This window comes from Phenylobacterium sp., from assembly GCF_020402505.1.
Classification (GTDB): domain Bacteria; phylum Pseudomonadota; class Alphaproteobacteria; order Caulobacterales; family Caulobacteraceae; genus Phenylobacterium.
The window spans coordinates 1-22966 of the sequence record NZ_JADBZL010000048.1; the positions used below are offsets into that span (position 1 = coordinate 1).

24 protein-coding genes and 3 pseudogenes are annotated in these 22966 nt (G+C 62.7%); 15 read left to right on the plus strand and 12 right to left on the minus strand.

Features of this window, described 5'->3' with window-relative positions:
* Both IM632_RS03965 and IM632_RS03970 read left to right on the plus strand, forming a co-directional pair.
* Positions 1-97 (plus strand): annotated as a pseudogene (locus IM632_RS03965) (30S ribosomal protein S4); the annotation flags it as partial.
* 103 nt (positions 98-200) lie between these two features.
* Positions 201-572, plus strand: coding sequence for a hypothetical protein (locus IM632_RS03970; RefSeq protein ID WP_296518709.1), 372 nt, complete (start codon positions 201-203; stop codon positions 570-572).
* Here IM632_RS03970 and IM632_RS03975 read toward each other — a convergent pair.
* The 3 genes from IM632_RS03975 to IM632_RS03985 form a co-directional block, all read right to left on the minus strand.
* Positions 541-984, minus strand: coding sequence for a thioesterase family protein (locus IM632_RS03975; protein WP_296498349.1), 444 nt, complete (start codon positions 982-984; stop codon positions 541-543). The two genes, IM632_RS03970 and IM632_RS03975, sit on opposite strands and share 32 nt — an antisense overlap.
* A 10-nt stretch (positions 985-994) precedes the next feature.
* Positions 995-1327, minus strand: coding sequence for a Grx4 family monothiol glutaredoxin (gene grxD / locus IM632_RS03980; RefSeq protein WP_293514401.1), 333 nt, complete (start codon positions 1325-1327; stop codon positions 995-997).
* 64 nt (positions 1328-1391) lie between these two features.
* Positions 1392-1634 carry a BolA family protein gene (locus tag IM632_RS03985; RefSeq protein ID WP_296525388.1) on the minus strand — a complete coding sequence of 81 codons (243 nt, stop codon included), beginning with the start codon at positions 1632-1634 and terminating at the stop codon, positions 1392-1394.
* 83 nt (positions 1635-1717) lie between these two features.
* Between IM632_RS03985 and IM632_RS03990 the strand changes: the two genes are divergently transcribed.
* Positions 1718-2257 carry a hypothetical protein gene (locus IM632_RS03990; protein ID WP_296498353.1) on the plus strand — a complete coding sequence of 180 codons (540 nt, stop codon included), beginning with the start codon at positions 1718-1720 and terminating at the stop codon, positions 2255-2257.
* A gap of 138 nt (positions 2258-2395) precedes the next feature.
* Positions 2396-2497: pseudogene (locus IM632_RS03995) on the plus strand (transposase); the annotation flags it as partial.
* A gap of 322 nt (positions 2498-2819) precedes the next feature.
* On the opposite strand, the gene IM632_RS04000 reads toward IM632_RS03995, so the two are convergent.
* Entirely contained in the window at positions 2820-3098 is a 279-nt protein-coding gene (locus tag IM632_RS04000) for a hypothetical protein (protein WP_296521187.1), read from the minus strand.
* 239 nt (positions 3099-3337) lie between these two features.
* Between IM632_RS04000 and IM632_RS04005 the strand changes: the two genes are divergently transcribed.
* From IM632_RS04005 to IM632_RS04035, 7 genes are read left to right on the plus strand one after another with little or no spacing between them, the layout of a single operon-like run.
* On the plus strand, positions 3338-5509 hold the full coding sequence (locus tag IM632_RS04005) for a TonB-dependent receptor (protein WP_296498355.1): 2172 nt from the start codon (positions 3338-3340) through the stop codon (positions 5507-5509).
* An 11-nt stretch (positions 5510-5520) separates the two neighbouring features.
* Entirely contained in the window at positions 5521-6867 is a 1347-nt protein-coding gene (locus tag IM632_RS04010; protein WP_296552033.1) for an FAD-dependent oxidoreductase, read from the plus strand.
* Between the two features lie 26 nt (positions 6868-6893).
* Entirely contained in the window at positions 6894-8093 is a 1200-nt protein-coding gene (locus tag IM632_RS04015) for an SRPBCC family protein (protein WP_296498359.1), read from the plus strand.
* A complete protein-coding gene (locus IM632_RS04020) occupies positions 8093-8926 on the plus strand; it encodes an alpha/beta hydrolase (RefSeq protein ID WP_296552034.1) in 834 nt (277 codons plus the stop codon). Before IM632_RS04015 ends, IM632_RS04020 begins: the two co-directional genes overlap by 1 nt.
* On the plus strand, positions 8926-9564 hold the full coding sequence (locus tag IM632_RS04025) for a TetR/AcrR family transcriptional regulator (protein ID WP_296498362.1): 639 nt from the start codon (positions 8926-8928) through the stop codon (positions 9562-9564). The genes IM632_RS04020 and IM632_RS04025 overlap by 1 nt, the downstream gene beginning before the upstream one ends.
* Positions 9561-10358 (plus strand): MBL fold metallo-hydrolase, encoded by a 798-nt coding sequence (locus tag IM632_RS04030; RefSeq protein WP_296498364.1) that lies wholly within the window; start codon positions 9561-9563, stop codon positions 10356-10358. The genes IM632_RS04025 and IM632_RS04030 overlap by 4 nt, the downstream gene beginning before the upstream one ends.
* A gap of 5 nt (positions 10359-10363) precedes the next feature.
* Positions 10364-11587 (plus strand): Zn-dependent hydrolase, encoded by a 1224-nt coding sequence (locus IM632_RS04035; protein WP_296498367.1) that lies wholly within the window; start codon positions 10364-10366, stop codon positions 11585-11587.
* A 38-nt stretch (positions 11588-11625) separates the two neighbouring features.
* On the opposite strand, the gene IM632_RS04040 is transcribed toward IM632_RS04035, so the two are convergent.
* On the minus strand, positions 11626-12855 hold the full coding sequence (locus IM632_RS04040; protein ID WP_296498369.1) for a serine hydrolase domain-containing protein: 1230 nt from the start codon (positions 12853-12855) through the stop codon (positions 11626-11628).
* A gap of 101 nt (positions 12856-12956) precedes the next feature.
* Here IM632_RS04040 and IM632_RS04045 point away from each other — a divergent pair, with 101 nt between their 5' ends.
* Positions 12957-13448 carry a CinA family protein gene (locus tag IM632_RS04045; RefSeq protein WP_296498372.1) on the plus strand — a complete coding sequence of 164 codons (492 nt, stop codon included), beginning with the start codon at positions 12957-12959 and terminating at the stop codon, positions 13446-13448.
* Between the two features lie 3 nt (positions 13449-13451).
* Here the strand turns inward: IM632_RS04045 and purL are convergent, their stop codons facing one another.
* Positions 13452-15647, minus strand: coding sequence for a phosphoribosylformylglycinamidine synthase subunit PurL (gene purL, locus IM632_RS04050; RefSeq protein WP_296498375.1), 2196 nt, complete (start codon positions 15645-15647; stop codon positions 13452-13454).
* A 109-nt stretch (positions 15648-15756) separates the two neighbouring features.
* Here purL and IM632_RS04055 point away from each other — a divergent pair, with 109 nt between their 5' ends.
* Together IM632_RS04055 and IM632_RS04060 are read left to right on the plus strand one after the other, a co-directional pair.
* Positions 15757-16254, plus strand: coding sequence for a DUF4188 domain-containing protein (locus tag IM632_RS04055; RefSeq protein ID WP_296482351.1), 498 nt, complete (start codon positions 15757-15759; stop codon positions 16252-16254).
* 87 nt (positions 16255-16341) lie between these two features.
* Positions 16342-17922, plus strand: a complete 1581-nt coding sequence (locus IM632_RS04060; protein WP_296521182.1) for an amino acid permease — start codon at positions 16342-16344, stop codon at positions 17920-17922.
* A 55-nt stretch (positions 17923-17977) separates the two neighbouring features.
* On the opposite strand, the gene purQ is transcribed toward IM632_RS04060, so the two are convergent.
* The 3 genes from purQ to IM632_RS04075 are packed head-to-tail and all read right to left on the minus strand — an operon-like array spanning position 17978 to position 19640.
* On the minus strand, positions 17978-18640 hold the full coding sequence (gene purQ, locus IM632_RS04065) for a phosphoribosylformylglycinamidine synthase subunit PurQ (protein ID WP_296482356.1): 663 nt from the start codon (positions 18638-18640) through the stop codon (positions 17978-17980).
* 2 nt (positions 18641-18642) lie between these two features.
* Complete coding sequence (purS, locus tag IM632_RS04070) at positions 18643-18882, minus strand: phosphoribosylformylglycinamidine synthase subunit PurS (protein ID WP_296482361.1); 240 nt, start codon at positions 18880-18882, stop codon at positions 18643-18645.
* Entirely contained in the window at positions 18882-19640 is a 759-nt protein-coding gene (locus IM632_RS04075; protein WP_293514419.1) for a phosphoribosylaminoimidazolesuccinocarboxamide synthase, read from the minus strand. The genes purS and IM632_RS04075 overlap by 1 nt, the downstream gene beginning before the upstream one ends.
* A gap of 219 nt (positions 19641-19859) precedes the next feature.
* Here IM632_RS04075 and IM632_RS04080 point away from each other — a divergent pair, with 219 nt between their 5' ends.
* Positions 19860-20183: a DUF1476 domain-containing protein gene (locus tag IM632_RS04080; protein ID WP_293523616.1), complete on the plus strand. Its 324-nt coding sequence runs from the start codon at positions 19860-19862 to the stop codon at positions 20181-20183.
* A 183-nt stretch (positions 20184-20366) separates the two neighbouring features.
* Here the strand turns inward: IM632_RS04080 and purB are convergent, their stop codons facing one another.
* From purB to IM632_RS04095, 3 genes and pseudogenes are all read right to left on the minus strand, one after another.
* On the minus strand, positions 20367-21671 hold the full coding sequence (gene purB, locus IM632_RS04085) for an adenylosuccinate lyase (RefSeq protein WP_296534434.1): 1305 nt from the start codon (positions 21669-21671) through the stop codon (positions 20367-20369).
* Between the two features lie 51 nt (positions 21672-21722).
* A complete protein-coding gene (locus IM632_RS04090; protein ID WP_296482067.1) occupies positions 21723-22676 on the minus strand; it encodes an aromatic ring-hydroxylating dioxygenase subunit alpha in 954 nt (317 codons plus the stop codon).
* A pseudogene (locus IM632_RS04095) lies at positions 22676-22966 on the minus strand (MFS transporter); the annotation flags it as partial. The pseudogene IM632_RS04095 and the gene IM632_RS04090, both read right to left, overlap by 1 nt.

A 22966-nucleotide genomic window follows, 5' to 3' on the forward strand; every position in this document is an offset into this window, starting at 1 on the left:
CATGTCGGCCCGTTTCATCCGGACCCCGGAGCTTTCCGAGGTGCCCTATCCGGTGAAGATGGAGCCCAACCTCGTGGTCGAATTCTACGCGTCCTGATCCGGACACCGACCTGAGTCGAACAGGGGCCCCGGAGCGATCCGGGGCCCTTTTTCGTCGGCCGGTGCTTGCGGTCGGCGCCGCTTTGCCGCCGAATGGAGCCGTGCTGTCCCGCCGCTTCCTCCTCGCCGGAACCCTGGCCCTCGCGGGCTGCGCGAGCCTGTCGCGCCCTGAACCCTACCCGGCGGCAGGTCCCTTCCCAGAGTTGGAGCCGGTGCGTCTGGTCCAGGTCGGGCCGGAGGGCCTGGTGATCGAGATCGCCAGCCGGGGCTGCGAGGGCCGGCCGGACATCGTCTTCCACGTCGAGCGCCGCGCAGGGGTCGCGACGGTCGCCTTCGCCCGACGTCGGCTGCAGACCTGCCGCGGCCAGCCCCCGGGATGGGTGGAAGTGATATTCAGCCGTGTGGAACTGGGCCTGTCTGCGAACGAGCCGGTCTTTGTCCTCAATCCGCTGTCGGCGGGACCGGATCGGTAAAGCGGGCGACCACTTCGGCCGGGACGCGCCGGGGGCGGCCCCCCTCGCGCTCGATCAGGCACCAGGTGGTGCGGACCTGGGCGCACATGGCGCCATCGGGGCCGTCAATCCTCACATAGCGGTCAAATCGCGGCCCCTCGGCCTGGCGGGCCACCCAGGTCCGGCCCGTCGCCGTCTCGCCCGGCATGAGGGCGCGACGGTAGTCGACCTCGTGCCGGAGGCAGATCCAGGCCCAGCGGGCCTGGTCCTCCGCCGTCTGGCGGGCCTCCCAGTGGGCGATGGCCAGGTCCTGCGCCCAGGACAGGTAGACGACGTTGTTGACGTGGCCGTTGGCGTCGATGTCGGCGGGCCCGGGCGCAAAGTCCCGGATGAAGACCTGCTGGCCCTCGGGCGGCTCGAACAGGCGGCTCACGGCGCGCCGGTCAGGCGATCAGGCCCTGCTCGGCCATATGGGTCTTGAGCTCGCCAGACTGGAACATCTCTTTGACGATGTCCGCCCCGCCGATGAACTCACCCTTCACGTAGAGCTGGGGAATGGTCGGCCAGTCTGAGAAGGACTTGATCCCCTCGCGCAGCTCCTGGTCCTGCAGGACGTCAACCCCGACATAGTCAACGCCCATGTGGTCGAGCACCTGAACCACCAGGGCGGAGAAGCCGCACCGGGGCTGGTCGGGCACACCCTTCATGAACAGCACCACCGGATTGGCGGCGATGGTCTGGCCGATGAAGTCGTGGGCGGGATTGTCAGTGGACATGTGGGGATCTCCCGAAGGCTGCCTTTCAGCTAGGCGCCTGCCGGCCCTGGGTCAAGGCGCAGGTTCAGCCCGCCTGTTCCGGCGTCAGGGTTTCCAGGGCGAGGGCATGGAGCTCGCCTCCGACTTTTCCCTTGAGCGCAGCGTAGACGAGCTGGTGGCGCCGCACCCGGGGCAGGCCGTTGAAGGCGCTGCTCACGATCCGGGCGCGGTAGTGGTCGCCGTCTCCGGCCAGGTCCTCAATGCGGATGTCGGCGTCTGGAAAGGCTTCGCGAAGCTCTGTCTCGAGGGCGGTCTGGGTCATCGGCATAGGCAACCTCCGGGGCGCGAGTCAGGCCCGCATCATGGCATAGTTGGCTGGTTCAGGTGATTCCGGAGAGACGAGGGGGCCTGATGATCATTGCGACGATGGCGGCTGCGGCGGCCCTGTTCACCGCCACGGGAGGACAGGCGGTTTCGCCGGCGCCCCTCCTCGGCGCTTCAAAGGTCTCCGGCCCGCCTCCGAAGCCGGGCCTCTGGACCCTGGCCCGTGAGGACTGCCGCTTCAACCTTCGCGCAGCCCTTCCCCAATGGCCGGACTGCGCAGACCCCCTTCAGTTTGGCGAGACCGCCCTGTCCCGCCCATCCCCGGACAAGGCCGGCGCGGCCCGCCGCTTCCGCTATTGGCCGGGGGACCCGGGAGTTCTGCAGGTGGAAACGGGCAGGGGCGGCCCCGAGGCCTGGAGCTATTACGGTTTCCGGCCCCTGGCGGTGGACGACGAGGGCTGGGTGATCCGGGCCCGGATCTGGCCGGCCGCCTGTCCGCGCTCAGGATGCCGCGTCAGGACCGCCGAGGAGGTCCTGGTCGCCGTCCGTCGGGCTGAGGCCGCCGCCTTTGAGGGCGGCGAGGCGGACGTCGGGCGCACGGCCGTCTGGGCGCGGAGGTCACAGTGATCCGCGCGGGACCGCCTCACTCGACGATGGCCGAATAGATCAGGTTCTTCAGCTGACCGCGGAAGTTGAAGGTTCCCGAGGGCATGAGCTGGGTCATGAAGACCATGGTCATGTCCTCCTTGGGGTCGACTGGCCGACTTCGAGGATCGCTGGGGCGCCCGCTATCCTGCCGTCGGCCAGGGCTGGCGCCGGGCTTGGGAACACGTGATCCCGCTGTTCGCCTTCCCGCCGGACATCCGAAACGAGATGGCCTTCTCAAAGCTCAAGGCCCACCTGCGCGCCATCTTCGCCCGAACCTCTGAGGACCTGTGGCGCGCTGTCGGCTAAATCTGCAACCCCTACGAGCTCGACGAGTACTGGAACTCCCTTAAGGACGCCGGGTATGCCTCCGGTTAAACGCACGATACTCTAGCGCCTACGAGCCGGGAAAACTCTGACTGGACCATGATCCGGTGCATCTGCGTCTCCGACCGCTAACCCAAATCGCCCATCTGTGGCGACTCTGATAGCCAGGTGGGTCAAGCTTGGCTTGGCGACATGAGCGATCTACTCGATCGAGAGTTCAGGTGGGTCGGCTATCGTCTTTTCGGCCAAAGTGCATAGGGCGATCGCCGAGGAAGCTGCGAACAAGGCCGCCCACTGCAATCGCGCACCAGACGCCCTCCAGAATGACGAAGGGCAGAAACTCAATCATCACGGAGGACAAGCACGCTAGACCTGCGCCGATCGCATTTGCCGTGAGATATATGCGACCTGTGGGTGCGGCGCGCCGTAGGTGCAGTGCGGCGAAAGCCAAGAGTATCAGGCCAACGCCGAGCGAGCCGATAATCGTCGACATCATGGGTGTCCGTGGCTTCCAAGTTGCCCGCGCCAATCCTGACGTGGAGAGAGACTGTGGTTGGATAAAGATGGGCGCTTGCGCATGGCCATCACCTCTCCTTCCGCTCCCTGTTCGATGACCAAAGCCAAACCATGAGGCGCAGTGTGCGCCTCCTGATCAGCGCGTGCAGAGCGCCATCCCGATTGACAAGCACACATAACGTTTTTATTAAACACAATTATAACAAAAGGGAACCGAGAATGTCACGAAAAACAGTGCTGTCGGCTCTGGGGTTGGCCGGCTTGGTCTGCGCCCCCGCCGGCTCTGAGGCGATTGCGCAGGAATGGGCGACGGAAGAGGTGATCGTGACCGCACAGCGACGGGGGGAGCCACTTCAGAACGTTCCGCTGACGGTGACCGTGCTGAGCGGAGAGGCGCTGTTAGACCTCGGCATAGATACACCAGCAAAGCTGGCTGCTCAGACGCCCGGATTCAAGGTTTCTACAGTCTTTGGAGAAGGAACGAATCCAACATTTTTCATGCGCGGCGTCGGCCTGCTTGACTTTGGGGATGTCACCGAGACTCCTGTCGCGCTCAACCTTGACGATGTCTACCTCGGTACACAGGCCGCACAGGCAGCACCAATCTTCGACGTTGCGCGAGTTGAAGTCCTGAAAGGTCCTCAGGGAACTTTGTACGGCCGCAATGCAACGGGTGGGGTCATTAATGTGATCTCTGCGCGTCCGACATCGGATTTCGAGGGTCGTTTCGGCGTGCAGTTCGGCAGTTTCGGACAACAGATTTATGAGGCGTCGGCTTCGGGACCGCTCGCGGCCTCGGCGCGAGGTCGCGTCTCTTTTCGGTCAAACCGAGATGACGGTTGGCAGCGTAGCCTCACGACCAATCAGGGTGGCTTCGGGCAGGCTGATGTAGCCTCAGGTCGCGCACAACTCGAGGTAGACGTTTCTGAACAATCCACCCTGTTGCTGCGCACAGACTACGCCCGGAGTGATGGGACATCCGTTCTCTATCCGCTCACCGGATTGCTGAAGGCTGATCTCGTGACGTATTGCACGCAGAATGAAGCTGCGGCCAACTTGTGCTTCAACAGCGCCGGAGAGCGCGGTGTTCGAGATCCCCGCGTAGGACTTTCGAACATTCCACATTTGCGGAATGAGTTCGAATTCCGTCTGGGATCGGCCACGTACACCCACGACTTCGGTGGCGCATCTCTTACTTCAATCACAGCATTTCAGAGCGTGGACAAAATATTTGAAGAAGATGCCGATGCAGCTGCGCTAGACCGGGGATTTACATCATATGCACTTGATGCTCACCAGTTTACCCAAGAATTGCGTTTGAATGGAGGGGAAGACGATAGCTTGAAGTGGATCGTGGGTGTCTATTATTTCAGCGAGAATCGCTCTTCTTCAGTTGAATCACCACCAAACTTCGCCACTTTCGCTGACCAAAAATCAAAATCTTGGGCTGTATTTTCAAGAGCCGATTACCCATTGTCGGAAGATATCACTGCGACAGCTGGCGCACGTTATACATATGACAGTAAATCAATTGATGTAGTATCACCAGGCTTTATGTCCAAAGAAAGTCGTTCGATTCGCAAAGACAGCATCACTGGAACTGTAGGAGTTAGCTGGAGGACGAATGAAAAAACACTTTTATATTCTAGCTTCTCGACTGGATATAAGGCGGGTGGTTTCAATGCGACGTTTGTCTTTGATCCAGACTCGATAGGTCCTGTTGCGCCAGAGACAATCAGCTCATTTGAGGTAGGAGTTAAGTCTGGATACTATGGAGGACGTGTTTTATTGAACGGAGCCGCATTCGCCTATGAATACAAGAATGTTCAATCGATTGCGCTAGATACAAATTCGAATATAAATATCACTAAATTAGTGTCTCTTGGGGATGCATCTATAATTGGGTTAGACGGAGATATTAGTCTGAGGCCTATAGAGGAAATTAGATTAATGGTTGGTATTGGAGTCTTGAAAACAGAAATAAGTTCAACAAATGTTCAGTCGACTCCATTTCCACCGGGATTTGTTTCGGTCAATGGGAATCCATTGCCAATGGCTCCTGAGATCTCCTTGAATTGGCTTGCAGAGTATAATCTCGGGCTTGGCGGAGGTGGCGACTTGATCTTTCAGGTTGACGGCGATTGGCGGAGCCAGTTTAGCTTCTCTGCAACGGGCGCCGATGAAGCAAACGAGCGTTCTGATGGATACGGTCTCTTGAATGCGAGTCTAAAGTGGAAGGATCCGAATGGCCATTACGTTATTGAAGGGTTCATTGATAATGTACTAGATGAAATATACCTCTCTTTCAATTCGAATGTCTTCGCTGACAATGCAGCAGGCGCGTGGGGTAAGCCCCGGACTTGGGGCATCCGCGTCCAGGCAGATTTCTAGGGCGCGTCGCCATGATCCAACAACAAACTGACGTAATCATAGTCGGGGGTGGCTTTGCCGGGCTATCCGCCGCCAGAGCATTGCGCGCAATGGGCGCGCGACCGATCGTCCTAGAGGGGCGCGGACGCGCTGGGGGACGTGCGCAGACCACCGAGGTGGCGGGCGCCCGTCTTGAGATGGGCGCCCAGTGGATTGGGCCTGGTCAACCCGAAATCCGTAACCTGGCGTCTGAGTTCGGGTTTGAGATTCGCCCGCGCCCAATAGGTGGAGTTGATTGGATCTACGGTCGCTCTGCTGCCGATGGCCTCCCTGGGGATGTACTCAAGCTTTCCGATCTCGATCCGGCAGAGACTGAGATTGTTATCCGTCGTTTGGATAGTATTGCGAGTACTATTGACATAGAGTTACCCGCTAATGATGAGCGGTCTAAAGCGTTCGACAAAGAAACGGTGGCGGCATGGTGCGCTAGGGAGCTCTCTTCCGGCGCAACTGCCGTGGTTGACCAGATCTGCGAAGGTTTTCTCGGTCTGCCAGAGCAAGTCTCTTTTCTGCATGCTCTCTTCTATGCGCGTGCGAATGGGGGATTTGCGTCGCTTCTCGGCCTGGGTGGGGTCCGCCACGATAGCGAGGTCCTGCCACAGGGTCTCGGAACTCTCGCCGAGCAAGTTGCATTTGACTTGAGATCCGCCGTGCGGCTTGGGGACCCGGTAGAGCGCATTGTGGTCAGCGAGAATGAGGTATCAGCGAGGACTTCTTCGGGCGCGACCTTCAGGGCTCAATCGGTCATTGTGGCCCTGCCGCCTGCGGTGGCGGCAGGCATCGTCTTCGAACCTGAGCTTCCGCCGAGGCGACTGTGCGTCCAGAGGAGATACATACCGTTCAGTCGCCTCAAGTTCCACGTGGTGTATCAGACGCCATTCTGGAGAGATGCAGGTTTCTCCGGCAATGTTTCAGGACCGAACTTCTCGACATTTGACGGTACTGCGAGCGACGACAACGGGGTGATCGTCGGGTTTTTCGGCGCCCGTGAAGCGCTCGATATCTGGCGGTGGCCCAAGCGCGATCGGGCTCGCTTGGCGATTGATCGGCTTGAGGCCATTTTTGGTGCGAGGGCTAAATCAGCGATGCACTATGAGGACAGGTTTTGGCTGGACGAGCCATTTAGCCATGGCTGTGTAGCCGCGCCGGGGCCAGGCGTATGGACCAACTTTGGTTCCGCCCTGCGCGAACCGGTTGGGCGGATCATTTGGGCGGGTAGCGAAACGGCTCTTTCTATGCCCGGCCAGATCGAGGGCGCTATTCAGAGCGGAAAGAGCGCCGCCGACTCGGCGCTGTGTGTGATGGGGTTAAGACGTTGACACTAGTTCCTTCAAACAACTCCCTCTTGCTCGATGCCGAGATCGACGCTGTGTTTGCTCCCATAGAGAGTGCGTCGACCTTGCCTCCCCGCGCATTTACGGATCGTGCATTCTTCGAGGCTGAGCGAGAGGCGATTTTCTATGGTGGTTGGGCTGCATTATGCCTAGTCGACGCTGTTCCAGAGATTGGGGATGCGGTGCCGCTCTCTTTTATTGGTGCACCTTTACTCCTGGTGCGTGTCAGCGAAACAGCGGTCCGCGTCTTCCACAACCTGTGTCCATATGATCAGTGTCCGGTTCTTCTTGGACCTGTGAGGGGAGCCGAAACACTCTCAGGAGCCTATCACGGCCTGAAGTACGATCTGAATGGAATCTTGGTTTCTGCGCCATTCTGGAACGGAGGCGCGTCTGATTCGGCTGACTCGATCAGTCGTTCCGAACGGAACCTGTCGGAAGTATCTAGCAATGTTTTTGGTAAAGTCGTATTTGTTAATGTGTCGGGTCGCTCTACTGTGGATTTCGACGAGTATGTTGCGCCGCTCAGAGAGCGGTTCGAGAACCTCGATTTTGCTGCGCTCGAGGTGGGGAGAGATTCCAGAGGCTCCAGGGCGATCTCAAAGCTGACCTGGAATGGTAACTGGAAGACGCATCATGAGAATGCCTGTATCAATATCTATCACGAGAGTACGGTACACTATAGGTATCGTGTATCAGACGAGGTACCGAGAGTCACAAAGGGTGGCGTCAAACGCTACGAGGAAATCGTCGATAAGGGTCTGCGTGGCCTCGCCTTTAGACGAAACGCCGTAGGAACGACTTACGGCAGTTTGGGCGTTCCTGACCTGAAGACAAGAGATGGGCAGCCATTCGATTGTAACATCATCGTATCTCTTTACCCGAATTTGTATGTATCGCTCATTGAGGAGCATTTACATCTCACTATTGTGAATCCAGTTGATAAGGATGGCGTTTCAGCCGAGTCGGCATCCTACTTCGATAGGGAAATTGCGACTTCGCCTGAATACAATGAGCTTCGCTCTTTAGTTGAAGCGGGTTGGGCATCTGCTGGTGAGGAGGATGCAGAAATTATAGCGGCAATCCATGCCGCACGTTCATCGCCTGTCTCAGCACCAGGTTATTACGCTCCGTTCTGGGATCGACCTCACTACAGCTTCACGCAGCAGGTTGTTCTTGACCTGGGCCTTAAGCGGAGCGATGAGCGCTGATGCCAAGTATTCCGGCGGGTGACCTTGAGTTCGAATACTGCCTCATTGGGCCTCCCAACGGGGATGTGGTGGTCCTATCGACCGGGTTCGGTGACCAACTCACCGTCTGGCCGATCTCGTTGCAGAGCGCATTAGCGGACAGCGGCTTCCAAGTTCTGTCATTTGATACGAGGGATGCCGGTCTTTCGTCTGAATCGCATGGGTATAGGCTTGATGATCTTGCCGATGACCTCATATCGATAGCAGCTGCTGTTGTACCCAATGCGCAAAGTATAAACATCTTAGGTTATTCGATGGGGGGCCAGATTGCTATGCGCGCGGCGTTGCGGTATCCTGAACGGGTGCGATCGCTTGCTTTATTGTTCTCAACGTCGGGAGCGCCTGATTTGTCGAAACCCAGTTGGGCCGCTATTTCCGGCAGTATCTCGATTTCTGAGCGTGTCTCGAGACCGGAAGCGATTAATAGGCGTATCGAGCTCATGCGGGTTGCGAGTGGTCCAGGGTTTCAGGCGGACGAAAGGGTCGCTTCTGCGATTGCTAATGCAGATTTTGATCGCGCATATCGCCCCGAAGGTGTGGCGAGACACTTGGAAGCAATGACTCAATCCAGATCGGTTTACGATGAGCTCAGCCGGATCTCATGTTCGTGTCTTGTCATTCAGGCGAGTCATGACTGTTTCTTTGGTGAGGATCACGGTGATGACCTGGCCCGGCGCCTCGGGTGCGAGCTTAAGATCGTGAACGGGGCGGGGCACAATCTCTCGGAGGAATTGGGGAATTTGTTGGCGCGTTCGCTGGTACCGTTTTTCGCAATAGATCGAGTGGTAGAGTGATGCCGAAGGTCGTGGACCACGCACAGGTTCGGATTGAGCTTGTGGAGGCCGCCGCGCGGGTTATCGCGCGCGTGGGTATCGACCGCGCTTCGATTCGAATGATTGCAACCGAGTGCGGGCGGAGTCCCGCTGCACCGTTGCACTATTTTCAGTCTCGGGACGATTTGTTCGAGTTTGCCTTCCAGTATTTTTCTGAGAAGTCCATTGGAGAGCTACGGCGTGTGGCCGAGAATCAGCGCGATGAGCTGGGTCGTCTGGTTAGTTTGGTCGAGTGCCTGCTTGAACGGTCTGCAGCCGATATCTTTTTCGCCCGATCGATTATCGCGTTTGTGATGGGAACGCGCGCGGAGTCTTCGATGAAGCGGGTGGATTTGGAGACATACTTGGAGACAACGCGCATCGTTCGAGATGCCTTGGATATGGCGAGGCGGGCGGGCCGCCTCAGTGATGAGCTCGATCTCGATAATGAAGCCGGGCTCCTGATCACTCTGGCGGATGGTCTGGTCGTCGCCGCCATCACATTGGGTGATCAGGCTGTTTTTCTGAAGGAGCGTCTCAAGGATACAGTATTGGCACGCTGGGGGATTCCGAACGATATCTCGCAGGGACGCCGCCTGGAAGGGGCGGTGGGCAGTTGACCACCGTCGCTCAAAGTTCTCCGATGGAGGTTGCAAGGCATTGGCGCCGGCGTAGGAACATCGGTGGGTTTGTTTTGATCACGGAACCGCATGTCGTTCCGCTGCTTCGGAGCAATATCTGGATGGTGTCCGGGCGAGATCGGGATCTCGTCATTGATGCAGGCTTGGGGCTAGTGCCCCTGAGGCCGTATCTCCCTACTGATGCGGATCGCCCAGTTACGCTTGTCGCCACTCATGCCCATCGTGACCATGTGGGCGCCGCGCATGAGTTCTTGGACTTATGTGCGCATCGTCTTGAGGCGCAAGCGATTGAAGAAGCTACCGATGACATCCCTTTGGATGTTTCCATGTGGCCAGATGAGCTCTTGGCGGGTTTTGAGCGAAAAGGGTATCAATGTCGCTGTGGAACCTTGAGCGCGTTGCCATTTTCGGGTTTCTCGGCCGTCGACGAGCACCTCAAACCGGCCCGGGTTTCACAACTTGTAGATGAAGGCGATATCATTGATCTCGGGGATCAGTGCTTTGAGGTTCTTCACCTTCCCGGGCATTCGCCAGGTTCAATTGGGCTGTTTCAGCGGTCGACTGGCGCCTTCTTTTCCGGTGATGTGATTTATGACGGGCCGTTGCTGGACGATATCGAGGGTGCAGATCGTGGAGCCTATTGCCGCACCATGGAGCGCCTCCTGAGCCTGCCGGTTCGGTCGGTGTTCCCTGGCCATGGTCCTGCCTTCGGACGATCGCGACTACTGGAGATCGCTAGGCACTACTTGCGAACGTGGGAGCGTCTTCGCTGACTTCCGTGAACGGCCAACGCTTGTGGGGAAGCCTGATGGAGTTGGCGCAAATTGGAGCCACCCCGGCGGGTGGAGTTCGTCGTTTGGCGCTGACTGACGAGGACCGACTGGGCCGTGACTGGTTGAAGCGCCAGGCGCAGGCGGCCGGCCTAGCGGTGTCGATTGATGTGGTCGGGAACATGTATCTCCGACGGGCTGGCAAAGTCGATATGCCCCCGGTCTTGATTGGCAGTCACATAGATACTCAGCCGAGCGGTGGTAAGTTCGATGGCGCGTTCGGTGTACTCGCCGGGCTAGAAGTGTGCCGTGTTCTTGCCGAACAGCACATCCTGACCGAGCTGCCGATCGAGGTTGTCGCATGGACGAATGAGGAGGGCTCTCGATTTCTTCCCGTCATGGCGGGCTCGGGCGTGTATGCGGGAGTCTATGACGCCGATACCGTTTTGGATGCTCGGGCAAGTGACGGGGCTCGCTTCGGCGATGAGCTTGCGCGCATTGGGTATACAGGAACAGCAGGTCTGGTTTCGCGACCTGCCGCCGCATACCTTGAGGCCCATATAGAACAGGGGCCGATCCTGGAGGCGCAAGATCGAGCCATCGGCGCGGTTCGCGGGGCCCTCGGGCAAGTCTGGTTTGAGGTAGAAATCATCGGGTATGAAGCCCACGCAGGCCCAACGCCAATGGACCGACGCAAGGATGCGCTTCAGGCCGCTGCGGAGATCATCTCCGGGATAGAAGCGATCGGACGAATACACCCTGAAGCGCGCGCCACAGTCGGGATGATTTCGGTCTGGCCCAACTCTCGCAACGTCATTCCCGGCCAAGCGAAGTTCTCGGTTGATCTTCGGCACCCCGACCAATCAGGTTGTAACGATATGTCTGGACGGTTCCTGGCGCTCGTTGAAGAGGTTTCGAGCCGACGAGGCGTTGATGCCTCTCTGAAAAAGACCAACGACTGGGCTCCTATGGAGTTTGATACTCAGCTGGTCGATCATGTGCGTAATTCAGCAATGAACCGTGGTTATCCATGGATGGATGTCGTGAGTGGCGCCGGTCACGACGCGGTCTATCTGGCGAGGGTTTGTCCCACGGCGATGGTGTTCATCCCATGCAAGGATGGGATCAGCCACAACGAGTCGGAGTACGCGCGCTTTGAGCACGTTGAGGCTGGAGCAAATGTTCTCTTGGACTGCGTGCTCTGGGCGGCAGGGCAGGCGTACAATCGATGAGCTGTTGGGCAGACTCACGCCCGGCCTGATAGGGCGCCTCACTCGACGATGGCCGAATAGATCAGGTTCTTCAGCTGACCCCTGAAGTTGAAGGTTCCCGAGGGCATGAGCTGGGTCATGAAGACCATGGTCATGTCCTCCTTGGGGTCGACCCAGAAGATGGTGGAGGCTGCGCCGCCCCAGTAGTAGTCGCCGACGCCGAGCGCCCCGGTCTCGACCACGCCTTGCGTGGAGGCGAAGCCCAGGCCGAAGCCCACGCCCTCGTTCGCCGTCTCTGAGAAGGTTCCGATCGCCAGCTGGGTCAGGTCCTTGCCGCCCGGCAGGTGGTTCATATGCATCATCTCCAGGGTCCGGGGCCCGAGGATGCGCACGCCGTCCAGCTCGCCGCCCCGGCGCAACATCTCGCAGAATCGCATGTAGTCGGCCGTCGTGCCGGTCAGACCCCCGCCGCCCGACTTGAAGGCGGGATCGCGAGTGAAGTTGCTGGTCGCCGGATCGTCGATCAGTTTCAGCGCCTTGTCCGGCCCCCGCTGGTAGTTGGCGCAGAAGCGGTCGACCTTGCCGGGGGCGACGTGGAAGGCGGTGTCGACCATGCCGAGCGGCTCGAAGATCTCTTCGCGCAGGAAGTCGGCGAAGGGCCGGCCGGAGATGATCTCGACCAGGGCGCCGCAGACGTCGGTGGCCAGGGAATACATCCAGCGCTCGCCGGGGTGGTAGCGCAGGGGCACCTGGGCCAGCTTGTCCATGAACTCCGTCATGGTGTCGGTGGTGTCGGAGGAGCGGATCCTGAGCGCCCTGTAGGCCTTGTCGAGGGGGTGCTGGATACCCACGCCCGGAAGCCCGCCGCCGTAGGTCAGGCCCGCCGTGTGGGACAGGACGTCCCGGAAGGAAACCGGCCGGCGGGGCCGCTCGGTGACCAGGTCCTCGCCCTCACCGGACACCCAGACCCGGTGGTTCCTCCAGGACGGGACATACCGGTGGACCGGGTCGTTCAGCTGGAAGTAGCCCCGCTCGTAGAGCATCATCAGGGCTACCGAGGTGATGGGCTTGGTCATGGAATAGATGCGGAAGATGGCGTCGTCGCGCATGGGCTTGTCGCGCTCAAGGTCCATGCTGCCGAAGGACCGGGAATAGGCCGGCGCGCCCCGGCGGGCGACGGCGATCTGGCAACCGGCGATCTTCCTGGGTCCGACGTAGTTGCGCTCCAGGTGCTCGCCGATGCGCTCCAGGCGCGAAAGGTCAAATCCGGTTGCGTTCTTGGCCGTCATGGCTGTGGCTCTCCCCCTGGTTTCTCTGTCAGGCTTTCCGGGGCATCATGCCCTTCGCAAGCCGGGCGTGGCCAGCCCCGTGATACTGAAGGAAGCGACCCATGTCCGTCATCCTCGACTCTGTTGCGGAGTCCATCGCCGAGCGGCTTCGCGCCCGGGGCGAGACGGTGGCCGTCGCCGAAAGCTCTTCCGGGGGCCTCGTTTCGGCGGCGCTGCTCGGAGTGGCCGGCGCCTCGGCCTACTATCTCGGCGGCGGGGTGATCTACACCGCCAAGGCCCGCTTTGCTCTGCTGGATATCCCGCGGGAGGCGACCGCCGGCATGCGCTCGTCCAGCGAGCCCTACGCTCTGCTGCTGGCCCGCTCGATCCGCGAGCAGTTCGGCGCCACCTGGGGGGTTTCAGAGACCGGAGCGGCAGGGCCGACAGGAAACGGCTACGGAGATGCGGCCGGGCACACCTGCGTGGCCATCTCGGGGCCTATCGAAACCGTGGTCACTCTGGAGACCGGCAGCCCCGATCGCCGGGCCAACATGGAAGCCTTCGCCGCGGCGGCGCTCGACCTCCTGGACCGGGGCCTTGCGGCGGCGGGCTGAGCCCTACCCCATGTAGGCCGGCATCCAGCCCTCGTGACGGCGGCGCAGGTCGTCAAGGGACAGGCTGAAGACGCCTTCGCAGGCCAGGGCGCGTCCCCCCGCCGAGCCGACGACCACGGCCGGTGCTCCGGCGGCGGCGGCGGCGGCGCGCACTGCGGCGGGGTCCAGGCAGCCGATGAGGTAGCGACCCTGGTCCTCCCCAAACAACCAGGCCTGAACGGGCAGGGCGCCGTCCATCTTCAGGGTGATCCCCGTCCCTGAGGCCATCGCCATCTCGGCGGCGGCGGCGACAAGGCCGCCGTCGGCGAGGTCGTGGACCACGCCGACAACACCGTCGCGGATCAGCCTCCGCACGAAGTCGCCATTCCGGCGCTCGGCGGCCAGGTCCACGGGCGGGGGCGCGCCGTCCTCCCGACCGAGGATCTCGCGCAGGTACATGGAAGCGCCCAGCTCCCCGCGAGTTTCGCCCACCAGGACGAGGGACATGCCGTCCCTGAGCCCTGCAAAATCCGCCCGCCGCCCATAGTCCGGGATCAGGCCGACGCCGCCCACGGTGGGGGTCGGCGGGATCGCCGCACCGCTCGTCTCATTGTAGAGGCTCACATTGCCGCTCACGACCGGGAAGTCGAGGATTCGGCAGGCTTCGGCCATGCCGTCGATGGCCCGGACGATCTGGCCCATGATCTCCGGCCGTTCCGGATTGCCGAAGTTGAGGTTGTCCGTGATGGCGATGGGGTCCGCCCCGACGGCCGTTAGATTCCGCCAGGCCTCGGCCACAGCCTGCTTGCCGCCCTCATACGGGTCGGCCTGAACGTAGCGGGGGGTGCAGTCTGACGTGGCGGCGATGGCCTTGCGGGTCCCGTGCACCCGCACGATCCCGGCGTCGGCGCCGGTGGCGCTGTCCTCCAGGGTGTCGGCCATGACGTGACGGTCGTACTGCTCCCACAGCCAGCGCTTGGAGGCCATGTCCGGCGAGGCCATCAGCCGCAGGACCGCCTCGGTGAAGTCCGGCGGCGCCGGGACGCTGGCGGGTTCGACCCTGGGCTGCAGGGCGGGCTGGACCCAGGGCCTGTCATAGAGCGGGGCGTCGTCCGAGAGGGGCCCCAGGGGCAGGTCGCAGACGACCTCGCCCTGGTGGCGCAACACGATCCGTCCGGTGTCGGTGGTCTGGCCGATGACGGCGGCGTCCAGGCCCCACTTCTCGAAAATGCGTCGCCCGTCGGCCTCGCGGCCTGGCTTGAGAATGGCCAGCATGCGCTCCTGGCTCTCAGAGAGCATCATCTCATAGGCGCTCATGCCGGTTTCGCGCTGGGGAACCTGGTCAAGGTCCAGTTCGATTCCGACACCGCCCTTGCCGGCCATTTCGACCGAGGAGGAGGTCAGGCCCGCGGCGCCCATGTCCTGGATGGCGGCGACGGCGCCGGAGGCCATGAGCTCCAGCGTCGCCTCGATCAGCAGCTTCTCGGCGAAGGGATCCCCGACCTGGACCGTCGGCCGCTTCTCGTCGGAGGCGTCGTCGAATTCGGCCGAAGCCATGGTCGCGCCGTGGATGCCGTCGCGGCCCGTCTTCGAACCGAAATAGACCACGGGCAGGCCGGGGGCGGGGGCCGCTGAATAGAAGATGGCTTCGGCGTCGGCCAGGCCCACGCACATGGCGTTGACCAGGATGTTGCCGTCGTATCCCCGGTGGAAGTTGGTCTCGCCCCCGATGGTGGGCACCCCCACGCAGTTGCCATAGCCGCCGATGCCGGAGACCACGCCGGATACCAGCCGGCGTGTCCGCGGGTGGTCCGGATCGCCGAAGCGCAGGGCGTTAAGCAGGGCGATGGGCCGGGCGCCCATGGTGAAGACGTCCCGCATGATCCCGCCCACCCCCGTCGCCGCGCCCTGGTAGGGCTCGATGAAGGAGGGGTGGTTGTGGCTCTCCATCTTGAAGATGCAGGCCTGACCATCGCCGATGTCCACCACGCCGGCGTTCTCGCCGGGGCCGCAGATAACCCTGGGCCCGGTGGTCGGGAACTTCGACAGGTGCCGTCGGCTCGACTTATAGGAGCAGTGCTCCGACCACATGACCGAGAAGACGCCCAGCTCGACCAGGTTCGGCTCCCGGCCGAGCCGTCTCAGGATGAGGTCATGCTCGTCGGGCTTGAGCCCGAACTGGGCGGCCGTCTGGGCCATGGATTGGGTCGCGGAGGTCATGGCCCGCTTCTATCCGGACTCGCGACCAAGGGCGATAGGCGGACGACGGTCGTCTTGATCTTGCAAATTTACGATGTATAATTGATGCTGAAAGCAGGGTAGGGTCTCCATGTCAGCCATCATTGACAGGCGCGTCTGCGCCGAAATCGAGGGCGACTTCGTCCTCTTCCTGATCGGCATGAGGCTGAACAGGCCCTGGAAGGTCTGGAAATGGGTTCCCGCCTTCCTGGCCATGGTGAGGATGCTCATCGAGCTCAAGAGACGTCCGGAACTGGGCTTGCTCTCGACCCGGACTCAGTTCGGCTTCCCCAACATCTTCCTGGTCCAGTACTGGCGCAGCTTCGACCACCTGGAGGCTTACGCCCGCTCACGGGAGCTTCAGCACCTTCCCGCCTGGCACGCCTTCAACAAGGCCGTGGGGTCCAACGGCGACGTCGGCATCTGGCATGAGACCTTTCTGATCCGCAGCGGCGGATACGAGAATGTCTACAACAACATGCCGGCCTTCGGCATGGGCGCGGCCGGGGATCTGCGGGACGCCACCGGCGCCCGCCAGGAGGCGCGTCAGCGCATACAGGTGTCGGCGGGGCGCCCGGAGGGCGCCTGACCTCTCTGCGCCATTGCCCGAACCTGCAATGCTGGCTAGCGTCCTTCCTACGAGTCCCGCATGTGGGGGGCGAGCGAGGAGACGCAGATGGCCAACGGCGGGATTTTCAGACGTAAGTCTGTCGCCCAGATTCAGTCCGAGCATGAGCACGGGGAACTCAAGCGAACACTGGGGGCGCTGAATCTCACCCTCCTGGGTATAGGCTGCATCATCGGCACGGGAATCTTTGTCCTTACCGGACGCGCCGCGGCGGATTTCGCCGGTCCCGGCATCATGATCTCGTTCATCATCACCGGCACACTCTGCGCCTTTGTCGCCCTTTGCTACGCCGAGCTGGCCTCTGTCCTGCCGGTCTCCGGCTCGGCCTACTCCTATTCCTACGCCTCGATGGGCGAGGTGGTCGCCTGGGTGATGGGGCTGTTGCTCATCCTCGAGTACGGGCTTGCCGGATCCACGGTGGCCGTCGGCTGGTCCGGCTACCTCGTCAGTCTCCTAAAGGACGTCAACATCATCATTCCCCCGGAACTGACGGCGGCGCCCGGCGTTGCCGTCAAGGACGCGGCGGGCAACGTCATCGCCACGGGCCTGATGAACCTGCCGGCCATGGCGGCCCTGCTGGCGGTGACGGCGCTTCTTGTCCGCGGGGTGACCGAGTCCACCACCGTCAACAATATCATCGTCTTCATCAAGGTCGGGGTCGTGGTCGCCTTCATCGGGATCGGCGCCTTCTATGTGAACCCGGATCTCTGGACTCCCCTGATCCCGCCGCAGGATCCGCCCCCGCCCCCGGGGACCGCCACGGACATCTTCAGCCAGATCTGGAGCGCTCTTGTCGGGATCGTCACCGGCGAGGAGTCGCGTTTCGGGGTCAGCGGGGTCATCCACGCCGCCGCGGTCATCTTCTTCGCCTATCTGGGCTTCGAGGCGGTTTCCACCGCCGGCGCGGAAAGCCGCAACCCGGCCCGGGATATGCCGATCGGGATTTTGGCCTCCCTCGCCATCTGCACCATCCTCTACATCCTGACCTCTGCGGTTCTGGTGGGGATCGTGCCCTACCAGTCGCTGGACAATCCTGCGCCCATCGCCCTGGCGGTGAACGAGATCGGGCTCGGCTGGTTCGCTCTCCTGGTGAAGATCGGGGCGCTGGCGGGCCTGTCCTCGGTGATGCTGGTGCTGCTGTATGGCCAGACCCGGATCTTCTACACCATGAGCCGCGACGGCCTCCTGCCGGGCGTCCTCTCGAAGGTGCACCCGAAGTTCCAGACTCCCTGGGTGAACACCCTTCTGGTCGGCCTCCTTGCCTGCTTCGCCGCCGGATTCATGTCGCTCGACGCGCTGGCGGACCTTTCCAATGTCGGCGCGCTCACCGCGTTCGGCGTTGTCTGTGCGACGGTGATCTACCTTCGATTCACCTCGCCCGATCTGAGAAGACCCTTCCGGGTTCCGCTCTACCCGGTGGTGCCGATCCTCGGTGTGCTGATGTGCGGCCTGCTGCTGCTGTCCCTGCTGACGCGGAGCGACCATACCCGGACCTTCTTCCTGGGTTACCTGGCGATCGGGATGGTGGTCTATTTCGTCTACAGCATGCGCAGCTCGAAGCTGGGCAAGGGCATCCTGGTCACCGGCCACGAAGCCCAGCCCATGGAGCTGCCGCACAAGGACGACTGACGTTCAGGCTTGGGGGGGCCGGACGCCGGGGCCCCCTCGGTCTCATTGAGACGGTTCAGGCGGGCTCGAGCAGGCTCTGAAAAAGCAGAGCCCCGTCCGCCGATCCCAGCTCTTCTTCGAAGGCGCGGTCCGGATGCGGCATCAGGCCGAGTACGTTACCGCCGGCGTTGATCAGGCCGGCGATGTCGTTGAGCGAGCCGTTGGGATTATCGGCGTAGCGAAAGAGGACCTGGTCCTCGCCCTCGATCCGGGCCAGGGTTTCGGCGTCGGCAAAGAAGGCGCCCTCGCCGTTGCCCACCGTCATGACGGCGCTGCGACGCGCCCCGAACGCCCGGGTGAACCGGGTATCTCCCCGCACGATCTCAAGCTCCACCGGCTTGCAGACATACTTCAGGGCCGAATTGCGGAGGAGGGCGCCCGGCAAGAGGCCGGACTCGCACAAAACCTGGAAGCCGTTGCAGATACCGACCACCGCGACACCGCGCCCAGCGGCCTTCCGCACCTCGGCCATGACCGGCGACAGGGCCGCCATCGCGCCGCAACGGAGGTAGTCGCCGTAGGAGAAGCCGCCTGGCAGGACAATGAGATCCAGGCCGGCGGGCAGGGCGGTCTCGGCGTGCCAGACCATTTCGACCGCAGCGCCGGTCGAGCGTTCGACCGCCACCTTGCAGTCGCGGTCGCAGTTGGATCCCGGGAAGACGACGACGGCGGCCTTCATGGTCAGGACAGCTCGATCCGGTAGCCTTCGATCACGGTGTTGGCCAGGAGGGTCTCGCACATACGCCGCACCTCGGCCTCCGCCGCGCCGGAGTCGACGCCGGCGAGATCGAACTCGAGGATCTTGCCGACCCTGACATCAGACACGCCGCTCCAGCCCAGTCCGTGCAGGGCGTTCTCCACCGCCTTGCCCTGGACGTCGAGGACGCCCGGCTTCAGGAATACATGTACTGTAGCGCGCACTAGTGCAGCCCTCCCTGGATGACGGTCGGCATTTCCTTCATGATCCCCAGCCGCCGGGCGATCTCGGCATAACCCTCGATGGCGTCGCCAAGGTCACGGCGAAAGCGGTCCAGGTCCAGCTTTTCGCGGGTCTGGGCGTCCCACAGCCTGCAGTTGTCCGGACTGATCTCGTCGGCCAGCACAATGCGGGGGAAGTCGTTCTCCCAGAGCCGCCCGAACTCCACGCGAAAGTCGATCAGCGAGATGCCCACGGCGCCGAAGGCCCCGTTGAGGAAGTCGTTCACCCGGAGCGAGAGGGCCATCATGTCGTCGATCTCCTGGGTCGAGGCCCAGTTGAAGGCGGTGATGTGCTCTTCGGTGACCATCGGGTTCCCGAGCTTCTCGTCCTTCAGGTAGAACTCGATGATCGAGCGGGGCAGGGCCTGGCCCTCCGGCAGGCCGAAGCGCTGCGAAAGCGAGCCGGCCGCAGCGTTTCGCACCACCACCTGCAGGGGAATGATCTCCAGCTCGCGGATCAGCTGCTCTCGCAGATTCAGCCGTCGGATGAAGTGGTTCTGCACGCCGATCGTGTTCAGCCGGGTCATAAAATACTCGCTGATCCGGTTGTTCAGCACGCCCTTGCCCTCGAGCACGGCCCGCTTGGCGTTGTTGTAGGCGCTGGCGTCGTCCTTGAAATACTGGATCAGCGTGCCGGGCTCGGGACCCTCGTAGAGGATCTTGCCGTGCCCTTCGTAGATCTTCTTGCGGCGAGTGCTCATCGGCGCCTTCTCCAGGCCTCAGGGTCGGCGTGCGTCGTCCGGAGACAAAAAGGCGCGGGAGCGAGGGCCCGCGCTTATTCGGACGACTCGACGTTCGCGTCCCGTCGAGGCCCCTGCAAACTAGCCGAACCGAGGGGCGTTCGCAAACGGCGCGGCTTTCGATTGCGGACCGGCGATGCAGGGGATAGACAGCCCGGGTAAAGCCTGTTTGGGAACACCATGACCTCCTTCGAAAATCGTGAGCGCGGCTTCGAGAGCAAGTTCGCCCTCGACCAGGAACAGGAATTCAAGGCGACCGCCCGGCGCAACCGCATGCTGGGAGAGTGGGCGGCAGGCCTGATGGGTCTGCAGGGAGATCATGTCGCCGACTACGCCAAGGCTGTGGTGAAGTCCGACCTTGAACTGCCCGGTGATGACGACGTGCTGCGCAAGGTCTTCGAGGATCTCAAGGGCGCGGGCGTGACCGTTTCGGAAACCGATGTCCGCAACAAGATGGGCGAGTTCCTCGCCTCGGCGCGCCAGCAGATTCGCGACGGCAAGTAGGGCGTAGCCCGGCGAGGGCCAATCCCGGTCGCCGCAGACCCCTCTATCGCGCGTTCGCGCGCCACCTAACCCTTGGTGGGGAGGAATTAGGAAGCCATTGCTCCCCCCAGGGGGAGCTCCGACCGAAGGTCGGTGAGGGGGTCAATCCCCGTCTCCGAAGACCCCTTCCGGCCCGTTGCGCGACTAGCGGCCGAACACCCGGGCGAAGACCGTATCCACGGCCTTGAAGTGGTAACCGAGGTCGAACAGTTCAGCGAGTTCCGCCTCGCTCAGGTGCGGCTGGATGGCGGGGTCGGCCTTCAGGAAGCCCAGAAAGTCGCCTTCACCCCGCCAGACCTTCATGGCGTTGGTCTGGACCGCCGAATAGGCGGCCTCTCGCGACATGCCCTTCTGCGTCAGGGCCAGAAGGACGCGCTGGGAGTGGACGAGGCCGCCCAGTCGGTCGAGATTGCGCATCATGTTCTCGGGATAGATCACAAGGCGCTCGACCACGCCGGCCAGCCGGCGCAGGGCGAAGTCCAGGTGGATGGTGGTGTCGGGGGCGATGGCCCGCTCGACGCTGGAGTGGCTGATGTCGCGCTCGTGCCAGAGGGCGACGTTCTCCAGGGCGGGGGTGACCGCCGAGCGGATCAGACGGGCCAGGCCCGTGAGGTTCTCGGTGAGGATGGGGTTGCGCTTGTGCGGCATGGCGCTGGACCCCTTCTGGCCGGGATCGAAAGGCTCCTCGGCCTCCAGCACCTCCGTGCGCTGCAGGTGCCGGATTTCCACGGCGAGGCGCTCGATGGCGCTGCCGGCCACCGCCAGGGCGGCGAAGTAGGCGGCGTGCCGGTCGCGGGGGATGACCTGGGTCGAGACGGGCTCCACCGCCAAACCCATCTTCCCGGCCACGTGGGCCTCTACCTCGGGGGCGACATTGGCGAAGGTGCCCACGGCGCCGGAGATGGCGCAGGTGGCGATCTCCGCGCGGGCGGTGACGAGGCGCTGACGCGTCCGCTGGAACTCGGCGTAGTGGCCGGCCAGCTTCAGGCCGAAGGTGGTCGGCTCGGCGTGGATGCCGTGGCTGCGGCCCACGCAGGGGGTCATCCGGTGTTCGAGGGCCCGGCGCTTCAGGGCCGCCAGCACCAGGTCGACGTCCTCGATCAGCAGGTCCGTGGCCCGGGCGAGCTGGACCGCCAGGGCGGTGTCATTGACGTCGGAGGACGTCATGCCCTGGTGCAGGAACCTGGCTTCCGGCCCCACGAGCTCGGTGACGTGAGTCAGGAAGGCGATGACGTCGTGCTTCACCTCGCGCTCGATCTCGTCGATCCGGTCGACGTTGAAGATCACGCCCCGGCCCTTCTCCCAGATGGTCCGGGCGGCTTCTTTCGGGATGACGCCGAGTTCCGCCATCTTGTCGGCGGCATGGGCCTCGATCTCGAACATGATGGTGAAGCGCGTCTGGGGCTCCCAGATGCGGGCGAACTCAGGCCGGGTATAGCGAGGGATCATGGCCCTGGCTTCTAGGCCCAAGTGAAGGCCGATGCAAAGCCGCCGGCGGGATCAGCCCGCCGAAGAGTCCTTGAGGGTCTCCAGGTAGTACCGGCGGAAGGCCAGCGTCGCCCGGTCGGAGCCGACGGAGTGCTCCTCTGAAGGGTGGGGGACCTCCTTTGGCCAGGAGCTCTCGACCACGTCCCGGTCCTCGTCGGCGATCTTCGCCGCGTTGCCCTCGAAAAGACTGGTGAAGCCCTTCCACTTCAGGAAGCTGCGCGCCCCGACCACGAAGAGCCGGGTATGCGTGGCGTCGATCGGCACGACCAGGGCGTGAATCTTCAGGCGCATCTTCGGGATCGGAATGTGCAGCGTCATGACATTGGGGCGGTGGAAGTCCAGGCGCCCGCCGCCATCGCGGCCGTCCATGAGGGCGTGCGTCGTCCCGCCGAAGGGCGTGTCCTCCGAGAGCACCACCATCTCGGAGTCGGGCTTCATGTAGCGGCTGACGAACCTGCCGATCGTCTTGCGGTGCACGAAGGGCAGGTGCGGACTGTCGAGCATGTTCTCCATGGCCCGCGTCCAGTGGCAGTTCCAGGTCCGCTCGACGATGATCCGGGCCAGGGACGGGTCGGTCAGGGTTTCCGGGACCATCGGCTCGCCGGGCGGGTCTCCCGCCGGGTCGGTATAGACCCAGACGAAGTCGCCGATGATCCGGGCCGGCAGGGATGTCGCGCCCAGGGTGTCCAGCCGGGCCTTGGGGTTCAGCGGAACTCGGCGGTTGGTCCCGTCGGTTCCAAAGCTCCAGCCGTGAAAGGGGCACTCAAGGCAGCCCTCAGGCGTGACCCGGCCAAGAGACAGCCGGACCCCCCTGTGCGGGCACCGGTCCACAAGCACTCCCGGTGCGTCGCCGGCCCCCAGGAAGACCGCCAGGCGCTCCCCGGCAAGCTGGACGCCCACCGGCCCCTTCGCAAGGCTGAGGAGGGGGACGAGGGGGGTCCAGACCCGGGCGAAGCCTTCGAACATCAGTCTTCGCCCCGCACCCTGCGGGCCTCGGCCAGGGCCTTCACCAGGCCGATGGAGCCCAGGAAGTAGTGGAAGGCCGCCCAGAGGTAGAAGCAGAGCGAGACGATCACGCCGGACCGGGTCGCCTCGACCAGGCTGGTCTGGCACCTTCCGGCGAGTTCCGCCGGCGACCCGGCGGGCGCCATCCCGCCCGGGCAAGCCTGGGCGAAGCTCTCCCCTCCGCCAACCCCGCCCAGCATCTGGCCGAGGGAGGCCAGGATGCCCTGGTGGGCGCCCTGGGTGAAGTTGAA

Excerpts from the sequence above, each read along its gene's own strand:
- IM632_RS03985 (WP_296525388.1), bottom strand. The coding sequence starts at position 1,634 with ATGCCGATGACCCAGACCGCCCTCGAGACAGAGCTTCGCGAAGCCTTT.
- IM632_RS04060 (WP_296521182.1), top strand. The coding sequence starts at position 16,342 with ATGGCCAACGGCGGGATTTTCAGACGTAAGTCTGTCGCCCAGATTCAG.
- IM632_RS04055 (WP_296482351.1), top strand. The coding sequence starts at position 15,757 with ATGTCAGCCATCATTGACAGGCGCGTCTGCGCCGAAATCGAGGGCGAC.
- IM632_RS04090 (WP_296482067.1), bottom strand. The coding sequence starts at position 22,676 with ATGTTCGAAGGCTTCGCCCGGGTCTGGACCCCCCTCGTCCCCCTCCTC.
- IM632_RS04075 (WP_293514419.1), bottom strand. The coding sequence starts at position 19,640 with ATGAGCACTCGCCGCAAGAAGATCTACGAAGGGCACGGCAAGATCCTC.
- IM632_RS04005 (WP_296498355.1), top strand. The coding sequence starts at position 3,338 with ATGTCACGAAAAACAGTGCTGTCGGCTCTGGGGTTGGCCGGCTTGGTC.
- IM632_RS03990 (WP_296498353.1), top strand. The coding sequence starts at position 1,718 with ATGATCATTGCGACGATGGCGGCTGCGGCGGCCCTGTTCACCGCCACG.
- IM632_RS04000 (WP_296521187.1), bottom strand. The coding sequence starts at position 3,098 with ATGATGTCGACGATTATCGGCTCGCTCGGCGTTGGCCTGATACTCTTG.
- IM632_RS04020 (WP_296552034.1), top strand. The coding sequence starts at position 8,093 with ATGCCAAGTATTCCGGCGGGTGACCTTGAGTTCGAATACTGCCTCATT.
- IM632_RS04040 (WP_296498369.1), bottom strand. The coding sequence starts at position 12,855 with ATGACGGCCAAGAACGCAACCGGATTTGACCTTTCGCGCCTGGAGCGC.
- purQ (WP_296482356.1), bottom strand. The coding sequence starts at position 18,640 with ATGAAGGCCGCCGTCGTCGTCTTCCCGGGATCCAACTGCGACCGCGAC.
- IM632_RS04080 (WP_293523616.1), top strand. The coding sequence starts at position 19,860 with ATGACCTCCTTCGAAAATCGTGAGCGCGGCTTCGAGAGCAAGTTCGCC.
- IM632_RS04025 (WP_296498362.1), top strand. The coding sequence starts at position 8,926 with ATGCCGAAGGTCGTGGACCACGCACAGGTTCGGATTGAGCTTGTGGAG.
- IM632_RS04045 (WP_296498372.1), top strand. The coding sequence starts at position 12,957 with ATGTCCGTCATCCTCGACTCTGTTGCGGAGTCCATCGCCGAGCGGCTT.
- IM632_RS04010 (WP_296552033.1), top strand. The coding sequence starts at position 5,521 with ATGATCCAACAACAAACTGACGTAATCATAGTCGGGGGTGGCTTTGCC.
- grxD (WP_293514401.1), bottom strand. The coding sequence starts at position 1,327 with ATGTCCACTGACAATCCCGCCCACGACTTCATCGGCCAGACCATCGCC.
- purL (WP_296498375.1), bottom strand. The coding sequence starts at position 15,647 with ATGACCTCCGCGACCCAATCCATGGCCCAGACGGCCGCCCAGTTCGGG.
- purB (WP_296534434.1), bottom strand. The coding sequence starts at position 21,671 with ATGATCCCTCGCTATACCCGGCCTGAGTTCGCCCGCATCTGGGAGCCC.